Raw genomic sequence first — 13675 nt, forward strand, 5'->3', positions numbered from 1 at the left:
AAAAATGAAATTGCGAACTGTGATTTGTTCACTGTGAGCTAAACAAGTTGTTAATTATTAATTTAAATAAATAATTAACAACAAATCATGGGAATTGGCATGAATAATGCTTTAAATATTATTGATAATATTATACTGGAGGGAAGATAAATGATTTTAGTAGGTAATGGAATAGTTATAACCCAGGATAATAATAATCCAATTATAAATAATGGAGCTATAGTTATTAAAGATAATATTATAGTGGAAGTTGGAGATTATAATGCCTTAAAGTCAAAATACAATAATTATGAATTTGTTGATGCTAAAGGTAAGGTAATAATGCCTGGAATAATTAATAATCATCATCATATTTATAGTGCTTTTGCAAGAGGAATGGATAACAAAGAAGCACCTTCTAATAATTTCGTTGAAATATTAGAGAGACTTTGGTGGAAAATGGACAAAAAGTTAACTTTAGAGGACACAAAATATAGTGCGTATACAACTTATATTGATTGTATAAAAAATGGAGTAACAACTGTATTTGATCACCATGCTAGTCCTTATAGTATTACAGATAGTTTATTTACAATTGGAGATGTGGCTAAAGAGTTGGGGATGAGGACAACTTTATGTTACGAAGTTTCTGATAGGGATGGAGTAGATATAACAAATGAAGGGATTTATGAAAACGTAAACTTTATTAAATATGCTAATAAAGATGACAGTGATATGATAAAAGGTTTATTTGGACTTCATGCATCCTTTACATTAAGCAATAAGACTCTAGAAAAATGTGCTAAAGAGATGGAAGGTTTAAATACAGGTTATCATGTGCATGCAGCAGAAGGAATAGCAGATTTACATGATACATTAAAAGTTTCTGGAAAGAGGGTAATAGAAAGATTAAATGATTATAACATATTAGGAGATAAGACCTTAGCTGTTCATTGTATTCATATAAATGATAATGAAATGGGTTTATTAAAGAGTACAAATACAAATGTCATAAATAATCCAGAATCTAATATGGGTAATGCTGTTGGGTGTTCTCCAGTTTTAGAAATGTTAAATAAGGGTGTAACAGTTGGTATGGGAACTGACGGATATACAAGTGATATGTTTGAGTCTATGAAAGTATTTCCTATAATACAAAGACATAATAGATGTCATCCTGGTGTAGCATTTAATGAAACCTTTAAATTACTATTTGAAAATAATAAGATTATAGCTGATAAGTACTTTAATAGGGAAGTTGGAGTATTAAAAGAGGGAGCCTATGCAGATATAATTGTTTTAGATTACAATCCTATAACTCCAATGAATGCCAATAACCTCCATGGTCATATGTTATTTGGGTTTACTGGAAGATCTGTTATAACAACTATAATTAATGGGAAAATTATTATGAAAGATAGAGAAATGCTTAATATAGACGAAGAAAAAATATTTAGAAAATCAAGGGAACTTGCACAAAAGCTATGGGAAAAAATGTGATGGGTATTGATTATGTTCCGCTTAATAAATAACAATTTAGTATAGACTCAACATGCAATAATTAAATATATTAATATAAAAATGGGAGGTATTATTATGGGGAAAAATAATAAAAGGGAAGTAAATAATAGTAGTGAATTAATTTATCAGTTGGATGGTAGACCACCTTTAAGTAAGGCACTGCCACTAGGTATTCAGCATGTATTAGCTATGTTCACAGGTAATTTAGCTCCAATATTTGTACTTACAGGCATTCTTGGAACAAGTGCATCAGATCGTATTATAATGATACAAAGTGCAATGCTTGTATCGGGTCTTATTACATTTCTACAGTTATATCCATTTAAAATTGGCAAGTTTCAAATAGGTTCAAAGCTTCCTATAGTTATGGGTACATCTTTTGCCTTTGTACCAACTATGCAGGCAATTAGTGAAAAATTGCATGGAGAAGGAATATCACCAGAAATAGCCATGGGGATTATTCTTGGTGGTACATTGCTTGGGGGATTTGTGGAAGATATAATGGGAATCTTTATAAAACCTTTGAAGAAGTTCTTTCCACCATTAGTAGTAGGTTCTGTTTTGGTTACAATAGGTATAAAGCTTTTAGGGACAGGAGCAAACTATTTTGTAGGATCACCTAAGACAGCAAATGATTTTGATCCAAGAAATCTTGTTTTAGGTTTTACTGTATTATTAACAATACTTTTAATTAATAGATTTGCGAAAGGACTATGGAAAGCATCATCAATATTAGTAGGATTGGTGGCAGGATATACTTTAGCTTTATTTATGGGCATGGTGAATTTCGATACAATTGCAAATGCGAGCTGGGCAAGTGTACCAACTCCATTCCATTTTAAGCTTGCATTCAGAATGGATGTAATAATGGCCTTTTTCGCTGTATATGTTGTATCTGGACTTGAGACAATAGGTAATACAAGTGGTATAACAATTGCGGCATTTAATAGGGATGCTACAGGTGAAGAAACTTCAGGTGCAATCTTGGCAGATGCAGTAGGATCACAGGTTGCAGCAATATTTAATACTCTACCTAATACTGCATTTGGACAAAATGCAGGTATTGTAGCTATGACTGGAGTTGTAAATCGTTTTTGTATAGCTACAGGAGCAGCTGTTTTAGTGTTAGCAGGTTTCTTTCCTAAAATAGGAGCTATTTTTTCAGCTATGCCTAACAGCGTTTTAGGTGGTGCTGTTGTTACTGTATTCGCTATGATTCTTTTAAATGGTATAAAAATGATCGCCTCTGCTGGCTTTAATGATATAAATAATTTAATTGTTGGTGTAACTTTTGGTCTTGGATATGGTGTTGGGAATCTACCAGCAGAAATAAAAGCAAAGTTTCCAGTAGTAATGCAATATATATTCCAGGAGCCAGTGGCAGCAGTATGTATTGTTAGTGTTATTGCATGTCTAATATTTAAACCTAAGAAGATAGAAGAAGCTTCTGTAAGTGCTTTAGAGAGCTAAAATATTAGATGAAGTATTTCATGCTGTTATTTTGGTATGAAAATTGCTAAATAATATAGTGCTATATAGTAAAGACATATAGCACTATTATTTCATATAAAATTTACTTGAAGAAAGGTGGTATAACCATGAGTGATATAATGAAACCAATGTCTTTTCAAAGGATTCTTGATTTAACTCTTGAAGATTATTATACAAAAGGCAAAATATTTGGGATAGAAGAAAAAGATTTTTATAGAGACATTGATAATAGTATCGAAATGAATTTTTGCAATGAATACTTAAGATTCCCAGTAGGTCCAGCAGCTGGTCCTCATACACAATTAACACAAAACTTTTTAGCTGGTTATTTAACAGGATGCAGATATTTTGAACCTAAGACGGTTCAAATAATAGATGGAAAAGACATGCAGGCAATGATTCCAAGACCATGTATAGATGCTAAAAATGTAGGTTATAATGTTGAATGGTCAACAGAATTAACTGTTGAAGAAGCCGCAGAAGAATATGTGAAAGCCTCTGTATTAATGCAAGTTATAGGTATTGAACTTGGATTATCAGATGTAAAAGATTTTATTCTTAATATAAGTGTAGGATATGATCTTAAAGGAATTCAATCAAAGAAAATTTCTGACTTTATAGATAACCTTAAAGACTCAAAAGATACAGTAATCTTTAAGGAGTGCATTGATGTATTAAAGAAGAATATTAATAAATTCAAGAGATTTAAATTAGAAGATATAGATAATATTACTTCAAAGATTACAAATATAATTACACTATCTACAATGCATGGATGTAAAGCAAGTGAAATTTTAGATATAGCAACTCACTTAATAGTAAATAAAAAGATAAACATGCTATTAAAATGTAACTCTACATTATTAGGATATGATGCAGTAAGAGAAATCTTAGACAACTTAGGCTACAATGACATTGAATTAAAGAGAGAAGACTTTGATCACGACTTACAATTTGAAACAGCTAAAGAAATTATAGCTAAGCTATTAGATACGGCAAAGGAAAATGATGTAAATTTCGGAGTTAAGCTTACAAATACATTGCCTGTAGTTAATACAAGAGGAGTTATGCCTGGTGAAGCTATGTATATGTCTGGAAAGCCATTATATCCAATAGCAATAAATGTAGCCAAGAAGATTGCAAAAGAATTTAATAATATACCTATGTCTATGTCAGGCGGAATAGATAAAAACAATGTATTAGATGTATTTAATGCTGGGATAGCTCCAATCACTATAGCTACATTATATTTACAACCAAAGGGATATATAAATAACAGTGCAGTATTAAACGAAATGAAAAAGTTAGGACAAGCACCAAAATGCTTAAACCTTGAAGCTTTAAATATTTTAGGAGAAAAAGCAAAGACTGATGCTCATTATAAAAATAAAGGTAATGGGAGAGTATTAGAAGATAAGCTGGAAACTTTTGATTGCTTAAAGAGCTGTGGAATATGCGTTGATGTATGTCCGAATAGAGCAAATATGAGAGTGGCTGTTGAAGGACTTTCAGCCAATTATCAAATTCTTCATGTTGAAAATATGTGTAATGAATGTGGTAACTGTCATATGTTCTGTCCAAAGGGAGGCTTCCCATATCTTAAGAAAACAACTATTTTTAGAAATCTAGAAGAATATACTGATTCTAAGAATACTGGATTATTAAGGATAAGCGAAGATAAATTCTTGTTAAGAGAAGCTGGAAAAGAATATGTATATGTAGTTAATTCAAAAGAAATTAAGAGTAAATTAGAAGTTACAGTAGAAACAATATTGAAAGATTATTCTTATTATGTTGATAAAATAGATTGTTTAAGTGAAGAAGAATTAAATAAGTACGTATAATAAGATGTTTAAAAGAAAGTTTATTGATATAACATCATGTATTAGTTTGATAATTAGGAGGAGCAAGTTAAATGTATAATTTTAAGCTCAATGGTAAAGATTTATCAGTAGATGAAGATATAAGTTTAATTGATTATTTAAGAGATGTAGAGCAATTAACATCTGTAAAAAATGGTTGTGCAGAAGGTGCTTGTGGTGCTTGTATGGTTTTAGTCAATGGTGTAGCACAAAGAGCATGTATTCAAAAGATAAGTAGACTTGAAAATAAAGAAGTAATTACAGTTGAAGGAATTAGTGAGAGAGAAAGAGACGCTTTTGCTTATGCATTTGGTAAATGTGGAGCAGTTCAATGTGGATTTTGTATTCCAGGAATGGTTATAAGTGCAAAAGGATTATTAGATAAAAATTTAGACCCAACAGAAGAAGAAATAAAAAATGCTCTTAAAGGTAATATATGTAGATGTACAGGCTATGTAAAAATTATAGAAGCTATTAAGTTAGTTGCAGAGCTTTTAAGAAATAATGAAGAGGTACCTAAAGTATATTGTAAGGGATTAGTTGGAGAAAATTTACCTAGAATTGATGCTGAAGTAAAAACTCTTGGAATTGGTAAATATGCAGACGATTTATATTTTGACGGGATGCTTTATGGTTCAGCGTTAAGATCAAAGTATCCAAGAGCTTTAGTTAAAAATATAGATACATCAAAGGCAAAGGCTTTAGATGGTGTTTATGCTGTTTTAACAGCAAAAGATATACCAGGAGATAGATTTATTGGACATTTAGTCCAAGATTGGCCAGCAATGATAGATGTTGGAGAAGAAACAAGATATTTAGGAGATTCAGTAGCTTTAGTAGCAGCAAAAAGTAAAAAAATATTAAAAGAGGCATTAAGTCTTATAGAAGTAGATTATGAAGAACTTCCACCGGTAACAAATCCTGAAATGGGATTGAAAGAAGGTGCACCTAAAGTTCATTCAAGTGGAAATATATTAAGTAAACAGTACTTAAAAAGAGGAGATGCAGAGGAAGCTATAAAAAATTCTAAATATGTTGTAACAGAAAAATATAGCACTCCACCAACAGAACACGCATTTTTAGAGCCGGAATGTGCAGTAGCTAATTATGAAGATGGCATTTTAACAGTTTACACAGGTGGCCAAGGTATTTATGATGAACTTCGAGAGGTAGGAAAACTTTTGGATTTAGATCCAAGTAAATTAAGAATTAAAAGTATGCTTGTAGGGGGAGGATTTGGTGGAAAGGAAGATATGAGTGTTCAACATCATGCAGCACTTTTAACTTATTATACAAAGAAACCAGTTAAAGTTACATTAAGCAGAAAAGAAAGTTTAATTATTCATCCCAAAAGGCATGCTATGGAAATGGAATTTACAACAGCTTGTGATGAAAATGGAATTTTAACAGGAATGAAAGCAAGGATAATTTCAGATACAGGAGCATATGCATCGTTAGGAGGTCCGGTACTTCAAAGAGCTTGTACACATGCAGCTGGACCTTACAACTATCAAAATGTAGATATCGAAGGAACAGCAGTATATACAAATAATCCACCAGCAGGAGCTTTTAGGGGCTTTGGAGTTACTCAATCAGCATTTGCAAATGAATGTAATATAAATAAACTTGCAGAGCTTGTTGGAATTTCTCCATGGGAATTTAGATATAGAAATGCAATTAGGCCAGGACAAGTTTTACCTAATGGGCAAATCGCAGATGAAGGAACTGCATTAGTTGAAACTTTAGAGGCGGTAAAAGATGAATTTGAAAATAATAAGAATGTTGGAATAGCTTGTGCGTTTAAAAATGCTGGACTAGGTGTTGGAATACCAGATACAGGTAGATGTAAAATAGTCGTTAAAGATAGTAAGGTTATTATAAGAACATCAGCTGCTTGTATAGGTCAAGGAATAGGAACTGTGGCAACACAAATTGTATGTGAAACTACTGGATTGGATCCAGACAAAGTTTTAGTAGATAGTCCAGATACCTTTACAACTCCTAATTCAGGAACAACAACAGCTTCAAGGCAAACTGTACTTACAGGTGAAGCAGCAAGACTTGCAGCTCTTCAATTGAAGGAAGCATTGGTAAATAAATCACTAAATGATCTTGAGAGTGAAGAATATTATGCTGAATATTGTCCTCAAACAGATCCTATGGGAAGTACAAAACCTAATCCAGTAAGTCATGTAGCTTATGGATATGCAACTCAAGTAGTAGTTTTAGATGATAATGGAAAGGTAATAAAGGTAGTTGCGGCCCATGACATAGGAAGAGCAGTAAATCCTGTGGCTGTAGAAGGGCAAATAGAAGGTGGAGTAGTTATGGGGCTAGGATATGCACTAACAGAAGACTATCCACTTAAAAATGGAGTTCCTTTAGCCAAATTTGGTACTTTAGGATTATTCAGATCAACTGGAATACCAGAAATAAAACCAATATTAGTTGAAAAGAATAAGGCTAATTTAGTCTATGGAGCAAAGGGTGTTGGAGAAATTGTAGTTGTCCCAGAGGCACCAGCAATGCAAGGAGCTTATTACAAGTTAGATGGAGAATTTAGAACTAAATTACCACTTGAAAATACTTATTATAGAAAGTCTAAAAAATAATTTATAAGTGAAATATATGGCTGACTTTTGGTTAATACAAAAGTCAGCTTATTATATTACAAAAATGAAATGTTAAAGTAATGCAAATAAATATGTACCAAAAGAAGTTGATGTTACAATATGAAAAAGATGATAAAACAAGGAGATGATTATTTTGAAAAAAATCAAAGATGTTTTAACTGTTGTAGCATTAGTATTATTTGCAGGATATAACGAAGAAAGATTTAATTTATAAAAATTCAAAATGCCTTAATTTGATAAATAAATATTTTGAATTTATTATGATATTAAGATATACTAATAAAGATTAGATATATAATTTATATATTGTAGGGAGAAAGTTTATATGTTAATTAAGGTAGAAAGTAAACTAAAAGTATGGTTAAAAATGATTCTTATATTTGTAATATTTACAATAATACTTATTCAGTTTAGAAAGTTATTTTCAGATTTTGATATACATACATTTTATTTATATAGAGACAAGCTTTCCTTTGTAAGATTAATTATTATTACAATATTAGGACTTATTTCTTACTTACCATTGTCTTTGTATGATTTTATAATAAAAGATACATGTAAGATTTCATTAGATAACAGAAGTCTTTATAAGTCTTCATGGATTGCAAGTTCTATTTCAAGTATAGTAGGATTTGGTGGTACAGCAGCAATAGCAATTAAAAGTTATCTTTATTCACCATATATTAAGGACAAGGCATCTTTAGTAAAAGAAGTTTCAAAGGTAGTATTATTGAATTTTACTGGATTTTCTATTATATGTTTAGTTTATTCTATCTTGGATATACCGAGTTTGAAAAATATAGAGTTGGTAAAGCTAGGTATATTATTGTCAGCACTTTATACTCCAGTTATTCTCATATATAATTTATTCAGATATAGAAGAGAAAAAAATCGTAAAAAAGCTATGAAAACTATAAAAATAATGATAATTTCTACTTCAGAATGGATAGCAATGGCTTTGTTGTTATTTAGTATTCTTAGATTATTAGGAATTGGATTAACATTAGCCAAGATATTTCCGATATATGTTGTATCTTCTGCTATAGGTATTATAAGTATGATGCCAGGAGGTATAGGTGGGTTTGATTTATCATTTATATTAGGAGTCAGTGCTCTAGGTATAAATAAAGAGGAAGCTGTGTTAGCTTTAGTATTATATCGTATAAGTTATTATATAATACCATTATCTGTTGGAATAATTTTATTAATGTATGAACTAAAAAGAAAATTAAATAAAGATTATATTACTATCCTAAAATTAGGTATAAAAAAATTAATTAAAAATAAATTTGCTTAAAAAACTCCCACGGGAGTTTTTTTATTTTAAATATATATTTATAAATAATCTAGAATTTATAGTTATATTACAAAAATGAAAGGTTAATGAAAGTTATATAAATATGTAATTAATAAATACTAAGATAAACTATAGTTGCAAAGAAAATTTATAAATGTTTAAACATTAATATAATTAGTTGTATGGAGGGAAAAATGAAAAGCATATTAAATGTAGAAAAAATTGAAAAATACTATGGAAATAAAGAAAATGTAACTAAGGCAATAGATAATATAAGTTTTAAAGTAGAAAAAGGAGAATTTGTTGGGATAATGGGGCCATCAGGTAGTGGGAAAACAACACTTCTTAATTGTATTTCAACAATAGATACAGTAACTACAGGAAATATTATTATAAATGATAAGGATATTACAAAATTAAAATCAAAACAGTTAGAGAAGTTTAGAAGAGACGAGTTAGGTTTTATATTTCAAGATTTTAATCTTTTAGATACATTAACTGCTTATGAAAATATAGCATTAGCATTAACTATTCAAGGAAAAGGTCATAATAAAATTGATGAATTTATAAAAAAGGTATCAATGAATCTTGGGATTACAGATGTATTAAAAAAGTATCCATATCAAATGTCAGGAGGCCAAAAACAAAGAGTTGCATCAGCAAGAGCCATTGTAACCAACCCATCATTGATATTAGCTGATGAACCAACAGGAGCTTTAGATTCAAAGTCTTCAAGATTACTTTTAGATTCATTTGAAACTCTTAATAAGGATTTAGAAGCAACGATACTAATGGTTACCCATGATGCTTTTACTGCAAGTTATGCCCATAGAATTTTATTCATTAAAGATGGAAAGATATTTAATGAACTTATAAGAGGAGGAGATTCTAGAAAAGAATTTTTCAATAGAATTATTGAAGTAGTTACTCTTTTAGGAGGTGATGCAGGCGATGTATTCTAAAATAGCATTTAACAATGTAAAAAAGAGCATAAAAGACTATGCAATATATTTTTTAACACTAACATTTGCAGTTTGTATATTTTATAGCTTTAATTCTATAGAATCACAAAAAGTAGTTTTTGAGGTAAATAGTAGTGAATCCGATATAATAAGCGTTTTAAGTAAAGCTATAGGAATAGTTTCAATATTTGTATCTTTTATTCTTGGAAGCTTAATTATATATGCAAATAACTTTTTAATTAAAAAACGTAAAAAAGAACTTGGAATTTATATGACACTAGGAATGGGAAAGAATAAAATATCAAAAATATTACTTTTTGAAACTTTAATAATTGGAGTAATGTCATTAATAGCCGGAATTATTTTAGGAATGATTTTTTCACAAGGATTGTCAGTATTTACAGCTAAATTATTTGACGTTGGAATGGGAGAATATAAATTTATAGTATCATTCAAAGGAATCATAAAAAGTACTATATATTTTGGAATAATGTTTTTATTAGTTATGATTTTTAATACTATTGTAGTATCAAAATACAAATTAATTGATATGTTAATAGCTTCAAGGAAAAGTGAAAAGATAAAACTTAAAAATCCAATTATAAATATTATAATATTTATAATATCAATAATGATTTTATCAGGAGCATATTACTTAGTTATTAAGGCTGGATTAAATCCAGAAGATAGTAAGTTTGTTTTTTCTTTGATATTAGGAATAATAGGAACATTGCTATTTTTTATAAGTTTAGGTGGCTTTAGTATTTATATAGTTCAAAAAAACAAGAAGATTTATTTTAAAAAGCTTAATATATTTGTGTTAAGACAAATAAGCAGTAAGATTAATACTAATTTTTTATCTATGACAGTAATTTCATTAATGCTATTTTTAACAATAACAACACTTTCAACAGGTCTTAGTTTTAAGAATGCTTTAGAAAGTAGTTTGAAAGATTCAACGCCATTTTCGGCATCAGCAATTATGTATTTGGATGAAAGTTCTAATGCAAAAAATATAGAAGAAAATCTTAATAAATTAAATTTAAAATTTAATGAAGATGAAAGATATATAATATATACCGAATATAATTCAAACGAGAAATTAAAGGATATTCTTAAGGATTATATGAAGAAATCAGAAGATGTAAAAACCTTTGGAGACAATAAAATTGAATTTATAAAGTTATCAGAATATAATAATATTTTAAATCTTAAAGGTGAAAAAGAAGTATATTTAAACAAAGATGAAGTTTTAATTTCTTCAATGTTTGCAGATAAAATTAAAGAAATCAATAAGTTTGTTAAAAATGAAGAAACTATAACTTTAAGTAATAAAGAATATAAAATAGCAAATTCAGAATTAATAGTAGAATCTTTTTATACTGACCAAGTATCAGGAAATATGTTTACTGTTATAGTTCCAGATGATTTTAGCGGAGAATTAATCCCTTCAAGGTCAATTTTAAATGTTAATTATCCAGAAGATAAGTATGAAGAAAAATATGTTGACTTATTTAAGAGTTTTATGAGTGAAAATTATACAAGCGACGATTATACTGACTTCATATTAGGTTATACAAGAAATCAAATTTATACTGGCAATAGAAGTATGACAACCATAATATTATTTATAACAATATATTTGGGCATAGTATTTTTAATTTCTAGTGCTGCAATACTATCACTACAGCAATTATCAGAGGCTGCAGATAGTAAGGAAAGATATAGTTCACTTAAGCGAATTGGAGCATCTAAAAAGATGATAAATAAAACTATATTTAAACAAACTTTAATATACTTTATGATTCCTCTTATTTTAGCCATAGTACATTCAATAGTAGGAATTAGAGTTATAAATGATTTTATAATATTATTTAACAAGCCAAGTATAGGGGCATCATCATTTGTTACTTTATTTACCTTAGTAGCAGTTTATGCAGGATATTTTTATGCGACATACACTGGATGCAAAAATATAGTTAAATAGGAAAAATAGCAGCCTAACAAGGTTGCTATTTTTTGATATTGTATAGTATATAAATTATAGGAGGAAATAATTTAAGATTATATTATAAATAGTAAGTTTTGGTATATAATAAATATATTAATAAATTATGTAATAATAAAATTTATTATAGAGGTGAAAAATGTATAAGATTGTTATAGTTGAAGATTCAGAGTTTATAAGAGTGGAGCTTAAGACATATTTGGAACGATATGGATATGAAGTTGAAGCCCCAGATTCATTTGAAAATATAATTGAATATATTAATAAAAGTAATGCAAATTTAATTTTACTTGATATAAATCTTCCTCTTTATGATGGGTATTATATATGTAGAGAAGTAAGAAAAAAATCAGATGTTCCTATAATAGTAGTTACAAGTAGAGATAGCCAAGTTGATGAGCTTATGAGTATGAATTTGGGGGCAGATGACTTTATTACAAAGCCATATAATACTGAAATACTAATTGCTAGAGTGTCTGCAATATTAAAGAGAAGTTATGGTAAAAATAGTAATGAAGAAATAATGAATTATGGGGATTTAAAATTAAATCTTGCAAATGGAAGTATATCATATAACTCTAATAATATAGAATTAACAAAAAATGAACTTAGGATTTTAGCATATTTAATAAAAAATAGAGGTAAAATTGTTTCAAGGGATACATTAATGGATGCATTATGGCAATCAGACTTATTTTTGGATGATAATACCCTATCAGTAAATGTAACTAGATTAAGAAAGAAGATTGAAGAAATAGGATTAAGTAATATTATAGAAACTAGAAGAGGATTAGGATATATAATGCCATGAATATATTAGAATATATTAAAGATAGAAAAGTTAGAATAATAATAAATATTTTCTTATTTATTATTGTAGCAATTACATTAATTATTGCGGGTGTAAATAACTGGTTTGTTGTACTAATATTTTCAACATGGATATTACCGTTATTTATAAATATTTTTGCTGAATATTTTAAGCAAAACAGCTTTTATAAAAATATGATTTCTGTATTAGAAAATTTAGATAAAAAGTACTTACTCCCAGAAGTAATTGAAGAGCCTGAATTTTTAGAGGGAAAAATAGTTTATGATGTTTTAAAAAAAACAAATAAAAATATGAACGAGAATGTTAAATACTATAAGGAAAAGCAAGCAGAATATAGAGAATACATAGAAACTTGGGTTCATGAAATAAAAACTCCAATTGCTTCAACTAAATTAATATTAGAAAATGGAGAAAGTGAAAATTCATCTAAAATATCTTATCAGATAAAAAAGATAGAAGGATATATAGAACAAGTACTATACTATTCAAAAAGCGAAGATATAAGTAAGGATTATATTATAAAAGAATTTAATTTATCAGAAGCTGTTAAAATAGCAATAAAAAATAACTCTAAGGATTTTATAAATAAAAAAATAGCTTTGAAGCTTAATGAAATAGATATAATGATTTTTAGTGATATAAAATGGGTAAGTTTTATTATAAATCAAATTATAGGAAATTCAATAAAATATACACAAAAGGGAAAAGGAGAAATAAGAATATATACTAAGGCTAATGCAAATAGTAATTCTTTAATAATACAAGATAATGGAATTGGAATAAATAAAAGGGATATAAATAGAGTATTTGAAAAAGGATTTACAGGAGAAAATGGCAGGATATTTGGTAAGTCAACTGGTATAGGCTTATATTTATGCAAAAGCTTGTGTGAAAAATTAGGATTAGGTATTAAATTAGAATCACAGAGTAATGTAGGAACGCAAGTTGAAATAGTATTTCCAATAGGTAAGTTCACGTTATTTAATTAGTTATTTTAACAAAGGACAAGTAAAACTTGTCCTTTCAGACTGCTGACAAAGTATTAGCAGTCTTTAATTTTATACAAATATGTAATATAATTAAAAATATA

General features: G+C 28.4%; 9 protein-coding genes. All 9 read left to right on the top strand.

Annotation, left to right across the window (positions count from 1 at the left end; translation table 11 throughout):
- Positions 1 to 150: 150 nt before the first annotated feature.
- The 9 genes from ssnA (at position 151) to ABDZ60_RS07025 (ending at position 13574) form a co-directional block, all read left to right on the top strand.
- The gene (gene ssnA, locus ABDZ60_RS06985; protein WP_047001325.1) at positions 151 to 1479 is read left to right on the top strand and encodes a putative aminohydrolase SsnA; all 1329 of its coding nucleotides are present in this window, start codon (positions 151 to 153) and stop codon (positions 1477 to 1479) included.
- A 96-nt stretch (positions 1480 to 1575) separates the two neighbouring features.
- Positions 1576 to 2970, top strand: coding sequence for a uracil-xanthine permease family protein (locus tag ABDZ60_RS06990; RefSeq protein ID WP_016206617.1), 1395 nt, complete (start codon positions 1576 to 1578; stop codon positions 2968 to 2970).
- 128 nt (positions 2971 to 3098) lie between these two features.
- Positions 3099 to 4835, top strand: coding sequence for a hypothetical protein (locus tag ABDZ60_RS06995; RefSeq protein ID WP_343777112.1), 1737 nt, complete (start codon positions 3099 to 3101; stop codon positions 4833 to 4835).
- Positions 4836 to 4906: 71 nt separating this feature from the next.
- Positions 4907 to 7465, top strand: a complete 2559-nt coding sequence (gene xdh / locus ABDZ60_RS07000) for a selenium-dependent xanthine dehydrogenase (RefSeq protein WP_343777114.1) — start codon at positions 4907 to 4909, stop codon at positions 7463 to 7465.
- A 346-nt stretch (positions 7466 to 7811) separates the two neighbouring features.
- On the top strand, positions 7812 to 8783 hold the full coding sequence (locus ABDZ60_RS07005; RefSeq protein WP_343777116.1) for a lysylphosphatidylglycerol synthase domain-containing protein: 972 nt from the start codon (positions 7812 to 7814) through the stop codon (positions 8781 to 8783).
- A gap of 194 nt (positions 8784 to 8977) precedes the next feature.
- Positions 8978 to 9745, top strand: a complete 768-nt coding sequence (locus ABDZ60_RS07010; protein WP_047001321.1) for an ABC transporter ATP-binding protein — start codon at positions 8978 to 8980, stop codon at positions 9743 to 9745.
- Positions 9735 to 11732 (top strand): FtsX-like permease family protein, encoded by a 1998-nt coding sequence (locus ABDZ60_RS07015; RefSeq protein ID WP_343777119.1) that lies wholly within the window; start codon positions 9735 to 9737, stop codon positions 11730 to 11732. The genes ABDZ60_RS07010 and ABDZ60_RS07015 overlap by 11 nt, the downstream gene beginning before the upstream one ends.
- A 160-nt stretch (positions 11733 to 11892) precedes the next feature.
- Positions 11893 to 12564 (top strand): response regulator transcription factor, encoded by a 672-nt coding sequence (locus ABDZ60_RS07020; protein ID WP_047001513.1) that lies wholly within the window; start codon positions 11893 to 11895, stop codon positions 12562 to 12564.
- Positions 12561 to 13574: a sensor histidine kinase gene (locus tag ABDZ60_RS07025; protein WP_343777121.1), complete on the top strand. Its 1014-nt coding sequence runs from the start codon at positions 12561 to 12563 to the stop codon at positions 13572 to 13574. Before ABDZ60_RS07020 ends, ABDZ60_RS07025 begins: the two co-directional genes overlap by 4 nt.
- The last annotated feature ends 101 nt before the right edge of the window (positions 13575 to 13675 follow it).

This window comes from Clostridium sartagoforme (genome assembly GCF_039521405.1).
Taxonomy (GTDB): domain Bacteria; phylum Bacillota; class Clostridia; order Clostridiales; family Clostridiaceae; genus Clostridium; species Clostridium sartagoforme.